The sequence below is a fragment of the Saccharothrix sp. NRRL B-16348 genome (assembly GCF_001280085.1).
In the GTDB taxonomy this organism is placed as follows: Bacteria; Actinomycetota; Actinomycetes; order Mycobacteriales; family Pseudonocardiaceae; genus Actinosynnema.
Window position 1 is genome coordinate 1 of record NZ_LGED01000017.1, and the last position, 14,180, is coordinate 14,180.

Genomic DNA, 14,180 nt, shown 5'->3' on the forward strand with positions numbered 1-14,180 from the left:
GCCCTTCTTCCCCAAAGGAAGGGCTTCGTGTCATCCCGCCGACCTGGCTGTGCCCTACCGCGCGTGTCAAGGGGGCCGTTCACCTCTACCCGCGGCTTCCACTGCTGACCGCCCCCTTGATACGTGTGGTAGCCCGGAGGGAGGTCGGTGGGATGACACGAAACCCGCACCACAACGGACCCGCCACAGAACCACGGCAGTCGGGGTCATCCTGCTGATCTGCCCGTCCGGCGAGGACAGCTTTTAATCCCTGACGTTTCGAAATCACCTGCGGCCAATCGGCGTAACGCACCCCCACCTTCAGGCGACCCCATCAGTGGCTCCTGTCACACCTGGAGGCAACCATGCCGTCCCGCCACCGCCGCCCGCGAACCGCAACCACCACCACCACCATCACCACCATCACCGCCGCACTCGTACTGACCGCACCACTGCTCATATCCAGCCCCACCGCCCCCGCCGCCCTCGCCGACCCCAACAACAACTCACCAGCCAAACTCACCAAAGCCGTCACCCTCGACGGCGTCCTGCGCCACCTCGACGCGTTCCAAGCCATCGCCGACACCCACGGCGACCGTGCCGCCGGCCGCCCCGGCTACCAAGCTTCCGTCGACTACGTCGTCGACACGCTCACCGCCGCCGGCTACGAGCCGACCACTCAGGCATTCGAGTTCCCGTACGTCGAGGAGAAGTCCGAACTCGAACAGCTCGCACCCGCTCCCACCACCTACGTCCCCGAACGCGACTTCACCCGCAACAACTTCACCCCGACGTTCATCGGCGAGGCCACCGCACCGGCCTACCCGGTGGACGTCGTCATCCCGCCCGGGCCGACGCCGAACTCCAACAGCAGCGGCTGCGAGGCCGCCGACTTCGTCGGCTTCCCGATCGGCGGCATCGCGCTGCTGCAACGCGGCACGTGCGGCTTCGCCCAGAAGACGCTGAACGCCCAGGCCGCCGGCGCGTCCGGCGTCGTGCTGTTCAACGAGGGCCAACCGGGCCGCACGGGCCTGTCGACGCCGATCGGCGACACGCCCGGCCTCGCGATCCCGGTCGTCTTCGCCACCTACGCGGTCGGTGAGGCGCTGGCCGCCAACGCTCCCCGGATCGTCCGGGTGAAGGTCGACTTCTTCTCCGAGACGCGCACCGCGTGGAACGTGTTCGCCGAGTCGCACGAGGGCTTGGCCGACAACACCGTGATGGCCGGCGCCCACCTCGACAGCGTGCAGGACGGCGCCGGGATCAACGACAACGGCACCGGTTCGGCCGCGCTGCTCGAAACCGCCGTCCAGCTGGCCAAGGTCAAGACCAACAACCTGGTCCGGTTCGCGTGGTGGGGCGCGGAGGAGGAAGGGCTCCTCGGCTCCGAGCACTACATCGCCACCCTGCCGCAGGCCGAGCAGGACCGGATCGCGCTGTACCTGAACTTCGACATGGTCGGCTCGCCGAACTACTTCAACGGCGTCTACGACGGCGACAACTCCAGCGGCACCGCGCCGCCCGGCTTCATCCCGCCCGGCTCGGCGGAGATCGAGGACGTGTTCGAGAAGTTCTACGCCGACCGCGGGGTGCCGTCGGAGGACACCGAGTTCTCCGGTCGGTCCGACTACGGCCCGTTCATCCAGGTCGGCATCCCGGCCGGCGGGCTGTTCACGGGCGCCGAAGGCGTCAAGACCGCAGCTCAGGCGGCCCGCTACGGCGGCGTCGCGGGTGCGGCGTTCGACCCGTGCTACCACCAGCCGTGCGATAGCCTCTCACCACTCGACGACGGGGCCGATCCGGCGCTGTACGCGCAACTGGACGCCGCCTACGACCTGCGCGGCAACGTCAACGCGGTGGCGCTCGACGTCAACGCCGACGCCATCGCCACCGCGGTGATCACGTTCGCCTTCGACACCTCGACCGTGAACAGCGTGCGCTCCCCGGGCAAGTCCCACGGCGCCTCTTCGGTGCGCATCACCTCTTGACCTCACCTCTCGACCCCACCTCTCGACCTCACCGATCACCACCCGCCGGCGGCACGGTGTGCTTGCGGACGTGCTGGAACAGCAGGTTCGTCTGCACCTCGCTGACCTCCCGGCGGGTGGTGAAGCGGTCGAGCACCAAACGCTGCAGGTGGGCCGTGTCGGCGACCGCGACGTGGACCAGGAAGTCCTCCGGCCCCGCCACGTGCGACATCGCCAGCACCTCCGGCAACGTCAGCACGTAGTCCATGAACGGCTCCACGATCGCCCTCGTGTGCGGCCGGACCCGCACCGCGATGATCGCCTGCACGGGCCGTCCCATGGCGGCCAGGTCGACCTCCGCGTGGTAGCCGGTGATCACGCCGCGCTCGCGCAGCGACCGGTGCCGGACCACGCACGTGGACGCGGCCACGTTGACCCGGTCGGCCAGGTCCTTGTTGGGCAGCCGAGCGTCCTTCTGCAGCTCTTGGACGATCGCCGCGTCCACCGAATCCAGCACAGCAAACCCCTCCCGCCGCCGAACGACCTGCGGAACTTACCCCCCACCGGCCGACGATAAGTCCAAGATTCGCGCATGACCCGGTTGCGAACGACGGCGGTGCACGGTGGGCGCGACGACCTCGCCGACCTGGGCGTGCACGCCCTGCCGATCGACCTGTCCACCACCTACCCGATCCCCGACCAGGCCGAGGGCGGCCAGGCGCTGCAGCACCTCGCCGAGGGTGCGGCGCACGCCGCCTCGCCGGTCTACTCCCGGCTGCACAACCCGACCGTGGCCCGGTTCGAGCAGGCCCTGGCCGCGCTCGAAGGCACGTCGGCCGCCGTGGCGTTCGGCAGCGGCATGGCCGCGGTGACCGCCGTGGTGCAGGCGGCGTGCGTGCTGACCGGCAAGCCGCACGTGGTCGCGGTGCGCCCCATCTACGGCGGCACCGACCACCTGCTGTCGTCCGGCCTGCTCGGCGTGCGCACCACGTACGCGACCGCCGACCGGGTCGCCGACGCGATCACCCCGGACACCGGCCTGGTCGTCATCGAGACGCCGGCCAACCCCAACCTGGACCTGCTCGACATCGCCGCCGTCGTCGCGCAGGCCGGCGACGTCCCGGTGATGGTGGACAACACGTTCGCCACGCCCGTGCTCCAGAACCCGGCCGCCCTCGGCGCCACCTACGTGCTGCACTCCGGCACCAAGTACCTCGGCGGGCACGGCGACGTGCTCGGCGGCGTGGTGGCGTGCGGCGAGGAGCACGCCGGGCCGTTGCGCCAGATCCGGATCATCACCGGGGCCGTGCTGCACCCGCTGGGCGGCTACCTCATGCACCGCGGCCTGGCCACCCTGCCGCTCCGGGTCGAGGCCGCCCAACGCTCCGCGATCGACCTCGCCGCACGGCTCGACGCCCACCCCGGCACCGGCCTGGTCCGGCACCCGAGCCTGCCCGGCGCCGACCCGGCGGGCCTGATCGGCACGCAGCTGCGCGGTCCGGGCGCGGTGCTCGCGTTCACCACCCGCGAAGACCCGACCGCCGTCGTGCGCAGGCTCAAGCTGATCACCCCCGCCGTGAGCCTCGGCGCGGTCGACACGGTGTATCAAACACCCAGATGTGGGACTCAACCCACCTTCAAGGTGAAGGTCGGGAGTCACGACCACCATCTAACAGCGGGAACATCGACTTGTACAGGTGGGACGCGTCCCACGCAAGTCTCCCGGCATGGTCACCGTCGGTACGCCTCGAAGAGGCGAGGAGTGTTCAGCTGGCGGTCCTCTGGGGAGCAGATTCTTGGTAGAGCGTGCTTGGCTGCGAGGGTGCGTACGGAGGCCAACGGGCTGATGGATGTCGGCGGGTCGATCGCCTGCTCGACTTGGTCGTCGTCCGCCACGGCGCCGGTCAGGTGCACCGTCGCGTAGAACCTCCGGTCGCCGCGAGCACGGGACGCGATGACGCGCCGGCGCTCGGTCCACACCGGTTCTTCCAGGTGGTGGTGCAGCAGCGCGTGTCGGCACACTGGAGGGCGGTACCCGCCTGCCGGAGGACCTGTCTGGCCTGTTCCAGGAATACGCGTAGGGCCACTGTCTGACGCCCCGCAGTGCGTCCGCGACGTGGCAGCAGCGGCGGTGGATGCCGTTCAGCCACCTGGCCAGCGTAGGCCGAGGGCTGCACACACGCCGTGCTCGCCGGTGTCGGCGCCGGGGTGCTCACCGCCCTGTCCGGAAGCCACCCCGCCCAGGCGGTCCTCGTCGGAGGTGCCGCCGCCGTGGGCGCGGCCGCCTTCTTCAACTGGGCCATCGCCCGCCACTGACCTCTCACACGGCCACAGCGGCGCACGACGGATCGGCCGGGTGACACCACCCGGCCACCGTGCCGGGCATGACCATCACCGGCCCGAACACCTGCCCCGACTGCGACGGCACCCGCGACTACGGCCGCGACCGCGACGATCCGTGCGGGATGTGCCGGGCACCAGGCCCACGGTGAAGGTCTGGCGCCCGCGCGGCCCCGTGGCTACTTCGGGATGAGGCTGAACGGGCCGAACACCAGATCGAACGGGACGAACCAGAGCAGCCCGCCGAGCAGAACCGCCGGCACCACCAGGAGCACCACGAGCCGCCACGTCCTGGCCCAGTTCTCCGTCGCGCGGATCACCAGCCCGACCAGCGCGGACCTCTGTTCGTCGCGCGTCACAAGCCGGTCGTCCGCCCCGAGATCAACATCATTGATCGGTCGGACCCCTCTGCGCTGCTCCTCAGCGCACGGGTCGTACCCGTCACCGCCGGGGGTGCCCCCCTGGGATGGTGCGGAGCCGCCATCAGTACCTATGGTCAAGGTGTGCACCTTTCGAAGATGGTTCGAACGGATGCCGCGGCCAACCAGCTGGCGGAGAACTAGCGACCGGCCGCAGCAACCTCTTGGGTGTACGCACGAGCCCTCCGGCTACGAGGGTCATGAACGGGCGGTCCTTGCAGGGGCCGCCCGTTCCGTGCCTACGAGAAGAACCTTAGGGAAGCCCAAATAGGCCGCCCCTCGTACAGCGCCGAGCGGTAGCTCTGGCGCGGTAGCAACCACCCCCCGCAACATCCGGACCGATCGGCCCCTCACCAGGGTTTATCCAGAATTCTGGATACAGGCGGACATGCGACGTACCACCCACCGCGCCTCGCCCACCTCTCACCGCTCCGGGTACTTGGCCTTCAAAACCAGTAGATCGGGGTCGAACAGTTGTTCACCCGGATCATGAATCTCAACTACTTCAGTAGACAATGAAGCCGGGCGTCAAGCGGGTTACGCCTCCTCAAGCGATTGATGATCGGTACGGGAACAGGTCCGCTGCGCCAACCCTAACGGCGACGACCGACACAATTTTCCCGTCGGAGAGTAACAAATCCACTACTTTTAGTTAACTTCTCCAGTGAAAACGACGACCGTGTTGTCCCGCCATCTGTTCACGGACAACGGCCGAACCGGGCAAAGGAATACGAGGTAGCACGTTGTCCGACCACAGAAAACCAGGCGGGCGGCCCCCCACGATCAAGGAGGACGAGCTTCGGGAACGGTTCGGCGATGCCGCTGTCGAGCTGATGAGGCTGCTGTACGGGAAGTTCATGGCAGAGGGTGGCTTCTACACCAAGGACGCTGCGGAACGCTGGATCGCACGCGCCCCCGAGGAACGCTGGCGGATCACCACTAAAGACGATCCGGACAAGGTGAACGCCCGTAGGTTGTCCGAACTCCTCCAGATGAGAGAACCCCTCCCACAAGGGCTTGTCGACGCGTTCTACGACCTGTGGGCCTCAGGACAACCGGACAACCCGGCGTCGCATGCCCGCATCCGGGAGCACCTGGACCGGCTGCAGGCCAGCATCGCCCGCGCCGCCGCAGGAGGCGGGCGACCACCCCGCCCTGCGAAGGCCCGCCCCCCGAAGGGTCGGCACGACCCCGCGTGCCCCGGTCACATCGAGGCACTGCAGCGCATCATCGAACTCCAGGACGAACTGGCGACGGTACGGCGCAGCGAAGCCACACTGCGCACCCTGAACCTGGCTCTCCAGGCGTCGGTGGACACCCTGACCGGCAAGCTCGCACGACTCACCGCGCAGCTCAGGCAACTGCCCGCCGGTGCGGACACTGCAACCTCTGACGCTCCTCAGGCACTGCTTCGCGACCGGGATGTCATTCACGCCCAACTCGACCGGATCGACGACCAGCACGGAACCGTCGAAGAACAGACTCGGCGTGCCCGTCGCACCGCGCACCTGCTGGAACAGGAGATCTCCACCCTTCGTTCCCGTGCCGGGACGGGGCCAGCCGAGGATCCTGCCCCCGCTCCCGAACCGGACGTGGTCTTGTCGCGTGATGACGACGCCGCCCTGGACAGGGTCGACGCGATCATCCGCCGCGAGAGCGACACCCTCACGCGTGCCGCCTCGACGCTGGACGCTCCGGGCACTGACGCCTTGACCTGGCTGGTGATGAGCACCGAGCCGACATTCGCCGAACCGCCGCTCGTCGTCCCGGCGCCAGCCACATCAGGTGCCGTCGTCGACGCTTCGCGACCCCTCGTCGACGCCGTCGGCGCGACGCGAACGTCCCCCCCGGCAGCCGCGTCGGCGGACGGGCGGAAGAACGGCGAAGGGGAAGTGGCGATCCGACTGGTCGGCCGATTAATGTACCCACAGGCTTTCGTCGCGGTTCTTCTGCTCAAACTTGCACACTACTCGGTGGCCGTCTTAAAATTCCTGGTCTCGTTGATTGTCTTCGCCCTCGGTGCTTCTGTCGCATTTTTTCGTTCTCTTATTCGTGGGTGTTCTTTTCTTTGAGGAGCATCTGGACGGTCGGGTGCTCTCGGTCATTATCCTTTTTTCCGCACCGGTGGGAGGTGTGCTGATGTTCCGGAACCTCGGGGCTGCGAGAATCCGCTCATGGGACGCCTCCCGGCGAATCTCCTCACCGGCCCACCCTGTAGACGGCGACATTACATCGACTACCGACATCGGCGAGGTTTTCGAATCCCGTCAAGAGGTCGAGTCACACCATCGGCCGGATCCCAGCCCATAACGCACACGCACACACCACCGAACCACTCCTCCTGTCCTGGCCGCCTCACCAGGTTCCAACGGTGGTGTGAGGCGTCATCGGAGTGTCAAGGGACAAGGCGTGGGCCGCCTGTCAGCTATCCGAGATCCACCACGAGGGCATCACCCCCGGGTACGGCAACGACCGGCCCGGGACAGGCCACGCGGTGTCCCCAGGACGGAGCTGCGGCAGGATCCCGGCATGTCGATTCGGTTTTCGGGTGAGTGCTGGATTTCCACCGCGGCTGAGCCGCCTGGTCTGGTGGACGGCCGGTTCGGTGCGGGATGGGACCACGTGGGGCACATCGATCTGGATGGTGGGGAAAAACTTCTGACCTGCGGAAACGGCATCCGGGTGACGCGGGGCACCTCTGGATGATCTTGGTTTTTGCATCGTGGGACTGGTCCTTGTTGTCGATGCCCTTCGACACGAGACCCGAATTTTGCGGTTTGCCCGCCTTTTGTCATCCTCAAACCGCAACGCGGATTCCCTGTTGTTGCGATTTGTCTTGTGTCAGAACTGGTGTCCACACCGCAGTCGTGGCTGGAGGGTTGCAGCCCGTGCCGCGATCGAGCGCGGTGGACATGACAGATCGTCGGATTCGTCCGGGCCATTTGGGTGTAAGGAGTTCGTGATGATGGTGCACTGCCAGTCCCGAGATGTCGGCCCTCTATCCAGGGTGGGTGTCAGGATCCTGTTGATCATCCTGGTCGTGCTGGTCGGGTTGACCTTGTTCGGGGTCTCGCCGGAGGCGGCCGTCGCGTTGGTCAGCAGTGGCGCGCTCCTCGCGGTCGAGGTGTCCTCCCGGCTGGTGCGACCGGTCTCCGAGGTGGCCAGATGAGCGACTCAGACTCGAAGGGCCCCGGTACCGGCGGGTTCGAAGGGCACTGATACCGACGAAGGTGGTCGTGGGAAGGGTCGACCGCCCCGGCAACTTGGGCGCCGGACGCCGCTGGAGGTCTTCGCCTACGACCTGCAAAGACTGTTTTTGCAGTCGGGGTTGACCCTTGAACGCCTGGCCGAAAAGACGAATTACTCCACGAGTGTGTTGTCCAGGGCGACCGACGGCAAGAAGCGGCCGACGTTGCCGGTCACCGAGGCCTACGTGCGGTGCTGCGGTGGTGACGTGGAGCAGTGGCGGAGACGCTGGGAGCAGGTTGGCCCCGACACCGAAGCCGACAATGAAGCGGAGCCCGAGCCCGAGCCGGAAGTAGAGCCGGACACCGGATCGGAGCCCGGGTCGCGCGCGAAGGGGGTTCGCATGAGGCGGGCCCGGTTGTTGTGGCTGTGGCGCAGGCGTCCCAAGTTCGTCGTCGCCGCGGGGGCTGTCGTCGTGGTGGTCCTGGCGGGGTTGGTGGTCTTGCGGGTGTGGGACCGGCCGGTTCGTCCGGACACGGACGCGACGGTGGTGGACAGGGTCGAGTTCGACCCTGCTCCGGGGGTCGAGTGGTCGTCGGCTCTGCCGGCGTGCGCGCCCGGTGCCGAGTTCCGGTCGGTGACGCTGGCCAGTTCGGCGGACAAGAACCGGCCGTTGGCCGAACTGGCCGGCGACTACGGCGCCCGCCTCGTGGGCGGGGAGTGTGTCGCGATCCGGGTGACGCCTGCCAACTCGGGCGAGTACGCCAAGCGGTTGTCCGGCCCGTGGAATTCGGCCTGGGGTCCACGCCCGGATGTGTGGGTTCCGGCGTCGTCGGTGTGGCTTCGGCTGGCCCGGCACTGGGCGGCGCCGAGTGCGGTCGGCGCGCGTTGCGCCTAGCCCACCGCGGGCGCTTGGGCCGCCACGTTCGGCTCGCCGTACTTCCTGATCACCGAGCCGTGGTCGCCCTCGGGGCTGCCAGAACGGGTTCACATTCCGGGTTGAGTCCCGCAGAGCACGGCTTCGAGACTCGGGTGGGTGGTCGACCGCGCTACGCGGGGGATCGTCATCGGTGCGCGCGTCGGACGCTCCATCAGCCCGCGTGCCCACATGGCGTCGCTGTAGGGGGTGCGCAGCCACACCGCGCGTACCACCATGCCGTCCTTGCGGAACAGGTCCCGGGTGATCTGTCCGTCGTCGAACACCGCGTGGTCGTGTTCCCAGCCATGCTCGCCTGCCCATCGCAGGACATCGGGTCGGCGGTCGGTGTGCGGAGCGGGCATCGGTCCTCCTGAGATCCAGTGACGCACATGGTGCGTCACCTCGTGCGTCACATGATGCGCCATCTCATGCGTCGCCCCGGTTGGGGGATCCGGATTCAGGTCGCTGATTCGGACCTCGCGCGGCGCGCTCGGCGGGACGTCCTCCGCGACGAGGGTGGTGGTTCGTCGCCGGCGTCGTAGTCGAGCGTGACCACGGTGAGCCCCGCTTCGGTCGCGCGCCAGGACATGCCGGTGTCGTAGGTGACCAACGTGACCGGTGCGCCGGCCCGGAGTTGGACGGCCAGGGCGCGGTCCGCGATCTCGTCGTCCGGGTCGGGCATCCGGCGGTGGCCCGGCGGGTCGGAGACGATCTCCACGGTGATCCGGCCTCGTGCCGGCCGGTCCGGTCCGGAGCCGGGATCGGCTTCGCGCAGCACGCCGGCGTCCTCGTCCAGGGTCTTGATGATGTGCGCCAGCGAGTAGGCGCCCCGGTACCTGGTCTTGGGGTTGCGCTTGGCCCGGTCGAGTTCGTCCACCACCGCGATCGGCACCAGCAGGTGCACCGGCTGGTCACCGGCGTCCATCAGCTCGGCGAGGTCGAGTTCCTCCAGCTTGCGTTCGTGCTCGAGGTACACGTTGGTGTCCAGCACCGCCAGCCAGGCCCAGCTGCGCCACCGCCTCGCATCCTCCAACCCGACGGTCGCCCGCGTCAGCGCGTCGGAGCGTGCGGTCAGCTCGTTGGTGACCATGGTGTTGAGCAGCTGTTCCTGGGGTGTGTCCGCGCCGACGGCGCCGCCGAACACACCCGAGTTGCCCAGCAGCAACTCGTAGCCGCGGGTACGCACCAGGCGGTCCGCGTCGGCCGCACCGACCGTCTGGCCCAGCCGACGGACGGCCTGATCCACCCACTCCAGGTACTCCCACATGCGCTGCGTCGAACCGACCAGACCCCTGCCCACGCCGACGGTGTGCAGGTTGTCCACCTCGGACTTCAGCTCGCGCAGCAATCGCAGCAGCTCGGACGGGTCGATGCCAGGCAGAGGAGAGACCAACATCGGCCGATACTCCCATCAGGCGGCCCGACGGCGAGGTCGACCAGGCGGCGCGTGTCAGCGCGGGTCGATGATCCGGTCGAAGAACACGACCGCTGCCGCTGCAGCGGCGATTCCGGCGACAGCGGCTTCGGCGGGGTGGCGTCCGGCCAGTGCGGTGAGTGCGCCGGCACCGATTCCTGTGAGCACGGCCAGCAACAGGATCAACGCGGTGCGCGGCGCGAGCAGCCGTGCAGGCTCGGGAACAGTCGTCTCGGTCTTCTGCTCGGGCTGGCGGGTGCTGAACATCGGGGCCTCCGGGTCCTCAACGGTCGTTACCGGGGACCTCTGCGCGTTGCGCTCCTTCTGCTCACCACATGGGCCGGCACCCAGGACGGGTGTTGCCAGATAACTTCGGTTATCGGGCACACGCCGCGCCGACCATCGGCATGTTCCACGCGTCAGAACGGCGGAAGTGATCCGTTCCCGACGATGTCGAACCGACCCACAGGACGACCAGCCGCACCGGGGCCCGAGGTGCCGGTCACGAGGAACTCGGCCGCCTCGCCTTCGTTGCCCGGAAGCCGGAGTCGTCCCTGCCTCATGTTCAGCAAGCGGACCTGGTCTTCCCCCGCCACGGCCGCGATCGCCCCCGACCAGTCAACTCGCCCGCCGACCGTACGAGCAGTCAGTGACGCGGTGACGGGAACCTCCGACATGCCCTCGACCTCGATCACCGCAGGCCCCTGGTAGCTACCCATGCCGCGCAGGGTAGAGGGGACGGTGCTCAGAGTTCACCAAGGGCCGCCGGTGGCCCAGTGGCTGGACCGGTCAGTTACCTCCATCCGCCGACCACGCCCGCGCACAGTCCCGGCGGCGCCACGAGCGACCGGCGCGCTGCCGGGAGGTCGGGTTACACCGGAGGCCGACCGTCACCGGCATGACCACCAACGGCTCCACCACGTGCCCCGACTGCGGCGGCACCGGCGACTACGGCCCCGACCGCGACGACGACCCGTGCGAGATGTGCCAGGCCACCGGCACCCTGCCGTAGCCGGAGCCGTTGCGGTCATCCCCGCGCGCACCGGGTACGGGAGATCCGCGAGTGGACCTGGGTGGTGGGGCACTATGGCCGGACACCAGTGGTGACCGCACGGCATCGAGCACGAGGAGAGCACGTGTCAGCGACCGCACAGACCGCCCGCGAGATGTTGCTGTGGTTGGGCGACAACAACGCGGACATGGATAGCCGGGTCGTCACCGCGCGGTTCCTCGGCGAGGAGTTCGCCGGGGAACCGCAGCTCGACGACCAGCAGCGGAGGCTGTTGAGCAGGGTCTGCGGGAGACTGCGGTCCGCCGGGTTGATCGACGGGATCGACGTTGACGAGGAGTACTACCCGATCCTGGTGTGGCTGACGCCGGACGGTCACCGGTGCGTCGAGGACTTCGACGGCGACGTTCGGAAGTGGGAGGAACGCAACGTGTCCAAGGTCGACAAGTCGATCAGCGTCAACACTGGTGGTGGGGCCTCGCAGCTCGCGGCCCATGTCGGCGGGGACGTCACGCAGAACCAGACGGTCGGCGGGATCGATGTCGAGAAGCTGGTCAAGGCGGCGGAGATAGCGCAGGCCAGCCTGCCGGCGTTGGCGTTGCCCGAGGAGGAGGAGCAACAGGCCCGGCAAGCCGTGGAGGAGATCCTCGCCGAGGCCGAGCAGGAACAACCCGACCAAGGGCTGATGGCCAAGGCGGGCGCGGTGCTGCGGCGCGCGATGGCGGCGGCGCAGTCCGGGGCGGCCCTGTTGCCGGTCATCATGGATGCGTTGTCGGCGGCCGGGGTGGGGGCGTGACCGGCTCTGCCCATGACCGGGCCGCCGCCATCGACAGGGCCCTGCTGCGCTGGGTCGAGCACTACGGCGGCCGGACCACGGTCCTGACCGGGACACTTGATCCGGGGTCCTTGGATGTCGGTGACGGGCCGGCCGTCACCGACGTCGAAGTCGATCGGCGATGGACCTACCTCGAAGCCCTGCAACTGGTGAAGTTCAGGCCGACCAGACAGAATCCCCGGCTCAGGGTCACCCTCACCGCCGACGGAGTGCGGTGCCTGGCCGAGTGCGACGGCGACGTCCGCACGTGGAACGCACGGCACTCCCCAGGGGTGAACCAGCCGATCACGGTGTTCTCGCAGGGAGGCGACGTTCAGGTGCAGGTCGACAGCCCTGGAGCAGCGCAACACCAGCGACGACGATGAACCGCTGATCGGCCGCGCCGGGTTCGACCGCATGTCGGTCGCCACGACTCCAGCGACCGCCGAGCGGTCATCGCCGAACCCCGTGACGCGGCTCCGGCGGATACCTCGGCGAACGCCGCCGGATCAGCGCCCGGCCCCTGGGTGACGCGCCGCCTCCACGATCGACACCAGATCCTCGACGTCGAAGTCCCAGGCGGAGGTCATACGACCGTTCGCCCGGTTCCTGTCCCGGATCGCTTCGTAGGCGGCGCGCATCCGTTGGTACCGCGCCAGCCGGGGCGAGTGGGAGTTGCCGCGCTCCCCGGTGGTCACGCGCTCCCGGAACTCCTCCCAGTGGCCATCCTTCTTCACCATGTACCGGACATAGGCCAGCAACCGTGCCTCGTCCGGCCGGTTCAGGTCGAACCCGTCGAAGGTCAGCGTGTACTGCATGGCCGACCCGAGCCGCTCGCGATCCTCAGGCGTCAGCTCTGTCAAGCGGTGCTCCACCACCCGGAACATCTCCAGGATGTCGTTGACCCAGGAGCACTCCGTCGGCGACAGCTCGACCGGCATGAAGCCGAACTCGTCGTGGTACTCCCCGGCGAACCCCTCTGTCATCACCTCGGCCATCTGCCCGTGGTACTGGCGATGGTGTTCGTCGTCGGAGAGTTTGCCCAGCACCTCATGTAGTAGGGCGAACGTTCGACGTTCGACGGTGTCCAGCGTCCTGGGCACCGCGACAACGTCTCTTCGATCCGGCCTGTCGTCTCCGAAGCCCAGCAGATCGTTGATCGCGCTCCGGAGAAGATCGCTCACCGTCGTGCCCCGGGCGCGGGCCGCGCGGTCGAGCTCGTCGCGCACCGTGTCGTCGACCCGCAGTGTCAACGTAGCCACTACCCCTCCATTCGTAATACCGTAGTTGATTACGTAATACGGTAACACATAGCTGTGATTGTTCGAGGCGTTATCGGGGTGTCAGGGGCAGGGCGTCGGTCGCCTGTCAGCGGCGCGGGGTCCGGTAGCCCGGCGTCCGGGCCGGTGGAGCCGTCGTTATGCGGGTGGGCCGATGCCGGTCGGGTGAATTCCGCCGCCGCCGGCCGACGCAGCGGCGCGGCGGTGCCACGCTGTGCGCCATCAGCCGGCGACCGGACCGGAGGTGCCCGCGGTGGTGACGCCCGAGCTGCGGCAGCCCGACGACCCCGCGTCGGAGGACCCGCCGCCCGAGGCGGGCGGCGACGGCCCGGCGCAGGTTCGCAACACGGTGTCGGGGACCGTGGGTGTGGTGGTGCAGGCCGGTGCGGTGCACGGCGACGTGTCGCTGCACGCCGCGCCGCTGCCGCCCGCGCCGGTGGTGCCGCGGCAGTTGCCCGCGGCGCCGGCCTTGTTCGCCGGGCGGAGCGCGGAGCTGGCCCGGCTGGACCGCGTGCTGACCGCCACCACAGCGCCCGCCGACCCGGCGGGTGCGGGGCAGGGCGCGACGGTGCTGGTGTCGGCGATCGGCGGTGTCGGGGGCATCGGCAAGACCTGGCTCGCCCTGGCGTGGGCACATCGGCACCTGGAGCGGTTTCCCGACGGGCAGCTGTTCGTGGACCTGCGCGGGTTCAGTCCCACCGGCGAGTCGGTGGGGCCGGCGGTGGCGGTGCGCGGGTTCCTCGACGCCCTGGGGGTCGAGGCGAACCGCATCCCCGTCGACCTCGACGCCCAGGCCGCGCTGTACCGCAGCCTGGTGGCCGGGCGGCGGATGCTGGTCGTGCTGGACAACGCC

At 68.6% G+C, this 14,180-nt stretch carries 15 protein-coding genes and 2 pseudogenes; 10 read left to right on the forward strand and 7 right to left on the reverse strand.

What is annotated here, in order from left to right:
- Positions 1 to 344 precede the first annotated feature (344 nt).
- Positions 345 to 1,967, forward strand: a complete 1,623-nt coding sequence (locus ADK67_RS04725) for a M28 family peptidase (RefSeq protein ID WP_082403220.1) — start codon at positions 345 to 347, stop codon at positions 1,965 to 1,967.
- A gap of 28 nt (positions 1,968 to 1,995) precedes the next feature.
- Here the strand turns inward: ADK67_RS04725 and ADK67_RS04730 are convergent, their stop codons facing one another.
- On the reverse strand, positions 1,996 to 2,463 hold the full coding sequence (locus tag ADK67_RS04730; RefSeq protein WP_053715156.1) for an Lrp/AsnC family transcriptional regulator: 468 nt from the start codon (positions 2,461 to 2,463) through the stop codon (positions 1,996 to 1,998).
- A gap of 75 nt (positions 2,464 to 2,538) precedes the next feature.
- On the opposite strand from ADK67_RS04730, the gene ADK67_RS04735 reads away from it, so the two are divergent.
- A complete protein-coding gene (locus ADK67_RS04735; RefSeq protein ID WP_231648015.1) occupies positions 2,539 to 3,870 on the forward strand; it encodes a trans-sulfuration enzyme family protein in 1,332 nt (443 codons plus the stop codon).
- 260 nt (positions 3,871 to 4,130) lie between these two features.
- A complete protein-coding gene (locus ADK67_RS54540; RefSeq protein WP_269435979.1) occupies positions 4,131 to 4,262 on the forward strand; it encodes a hypothetical protein in 132 nt (43 codons plus the stop codon).
- Positions 4,263 to 4,465: 203 nt separating this feature from the next.
- Here the strand turns inward: ADK67_RS54540 and ADK67_RS04740 are convergent, their stop codons facing one another.
- On the reverse strand, positions 4,466 to 4,645 hold the full coding sequence (locus ADK67_RS04740) for a hypothetical protein (RefSeq protein WP_053715157.1): 180 nt from the start codon (positions 4,643 to 4,645) through the stop codon (positions 4,466 to 4,468).
- Positions 4,646 to 5,448: 803 nt separating this feature from the next.
- Here ADK67_RS04740 and ADK67_RS04745 point away from each other — a divergent pair.
- The 4 genes and pseudogenes from ADK67_RS04745 (at position 5,449) to ADK67_RS04755 (ending at position 8,789) form a co-directional block, all read left to right on the forward strand.
- On the forward strand, positions 5,449 to 6,777 hold the full coding sequence (locus ADK67_RS04745; RefSeq protein WP_053715158.1) for a hypothetical protein: 1,329 nt from the start codon (positions 5,449 to 5,451) through the stop codon (positions 6,775 to 6,777).
- Positions 6,778 to 7,712: 935 nt separating this feature from the next.
- Positions 7,713 to 7,874, forward strand: a complete 162-nt coding sequence (locus ADK67_RS04750) for a hypothetical protein (RefSeq protein WP_157619927.1) — start codon at positions 7,713 to 7,715, stop codon at positions 7,872 to 7,874.
- A gap of 159 nt (positions 7,875 to 8,033) precedes the next feature.
- Positions 8,034 to 8,162: pseudogene (locus ADK67_RS55265) on the forward strand (helix-turn-helix domain-containing protein); the annotation flags it as partial.
- A gap of 132 nt (positions 8,163 to 8,294) precedes the next feature.
- Positions 8,295 to 8,789: a substrate-binding domain-containing protein gene (locus ADK67_RS04755; protein ID WP_157619928.1), complete on the forward strand. Its 495-nt coding sequence runs from the start codon at positions 8,295 to 8,297 to the stop codon at positions 8,787 to 8,789.
- 89 nt (positions 8,790 to 8,878) lie between these two features.
- Here the strand turns inward: ADK67_RS04755 and ADK67_RS04760 are convergent, their stop codons facing one another.
- The 4 genes from ADK67_RS04760 to ADK67_RS04775 form a co-directional block, all read right to left on the reverse strand.
- The gene (locus ADK67_RS04760) at positions 8,879 to 9,172 is read right to left on the reverse strand and encodes a hypothetical protein (RefSeq protein WP_157619929.1); all 294 of its coding nucleotides are present in this window, start codon (positions 9,170 to 9,172) and stop codon (positions 8,879 to 8,881) included.
- Positions 9,173 to 9,267: 95 nt separating this feature from the next.
- Positions 9,268 to 10,206, reverse strand: a complete 939-nt coding sequence (locus ADK67_RS04765) for a PIN domain-containing protein (protein ID WP_053715162.1) — start codon at positions 10,204 to 10,206, stop codon at positions 9,268 to 9,270.
- A 54-nt stretch (positions 10,207 to 10,260) separates the two neighbouring features.
- A complete protein-coding gene (locus ADK67_RS04770) occupies positions 10,261 to 10,491 on the reverse strand; it encodes a hypothetical protein (RefSeq protein WP_053715163.1) in 231 nt (76 codons plus the stop codon).
- A 152-nt stretch (positions 10,492 to 10,643) separates the two neighbouring features.
- Positions 10,644 to 10,919 carry a hypothetical protein gene (locus tag ADK67_RS04775; protein ID WP_157619930.1) on the reverse strand — a complete coding sequence of 92 codons (276 nt, stop codon included), beginning with the start codon at positions 10,917 to 10,919 and terminating at the stop codon, positions 10,644 to 10,646.
- A 441-nt stretch (positions 10,920 to 11,360) separates the two neighbouring features.
- Here ADK67_RS04775 and ADK67_RS04780 point away from each other — a divergent pair, with 441 nt between their 5' ends.
- The gene (locus ADK67_RS04780; protein ID WP_053715165.1) at positions 11,361 to 12,029 is read left to right on the forward strand and encodes a hypothetical protein; all 669 of its coding nucleotides are present in this window, start codon (positions 11,361 to 11,363) and stop codon (positions 12,027 to 12,029) included.
- The gene (locus ADK67_RS04785; protein ID WP_053715166.1) at positions 12,026 to 12,433 is read left to right on the forward strand and encodes a hypothetical protein; all 408 of its coding nucleotides are present in this window, start codon (positions 12,026 to 12,028) and stop codon (positions 12,431 to 12,433) included. The genes ADK67_RS04780 and ADK67_RS04785 overlap by 4 nt, the downstream gene beginning before the upstream one ends.
- Before the next feature lie 123 nt (positions 12,434 to 12,556).
- On the opposite strand, the gene ADK67_RS04790 is transcribed toward ADK67_RS04785, so the two are convergent.
- Positions 12,557 to 13,309, reverse strand: a complete 753-nt coding sequence (locus ADK67_RS04790) for a YfbU family protein (RefSeq protein ID WP_053715167.1) — start codon at positions 13,307 to 13,309, stop codon at positions 12,557 to 12,559.
- A 232-nt stretch (positions 13,310 to 13,541) separates the two neighbouring features.
- Between ADK67_RS04790 and ADK67_RS53350 the strand changes: the two are divergent.
- Positions 13,542 to 14,180: pseudogene (locus tag ADK67_RS53350) on the forward strand (tetratricopeptide repeat protein); the annotation flags it as partial.

Bases quoted from the DNA above. Each gene is read 5' to 3' on its own strand.
- ADK67_RS04725 (WP_082403220.1), top strand. From the start codon at position 345: ATGCCGTCCCGCCACCGCCGCCCGCGAACCGCAACCACCACCACCACC.
- ADK67_RS04755 (WP_157619928.1), top strand. From the start codon at position 8,295: ATGAGGCGGGCCCGGTTGTTGTGGCTGTGGCGCAGGCGTCCCAAGTTC.
- ADK67_RS04770 (WP_053715163.1), bottom strand. From the start codon at position 10,491: ATGTTCAGCACCCGCCAGCCCGAGCAGAAGACCGAGACGACTGTTCCC.
- ADK67_RS04765 (WP_053715162.1), bottom strand. From the start codon at position 10,206: ATGTTGGTCTCTCCTCTGCCTGGCATCGACCCGTCCGAGCTGCTGCGA.
- ADK67_RS04760 (WP_157619929.1), bottom strand. From the start codon at position 9,172: ATGCCCGCTCCGCACACCGACCGCCGACCCGATGTCCTGCGATGGGCA.
- ADK67_RS04735 (WP_231648015.1), top strand. From the start codon at position 2,539: ATGACCCGGTTGCGAACGACGGCGGTGCACGGTGGGCGCGACGACCTC.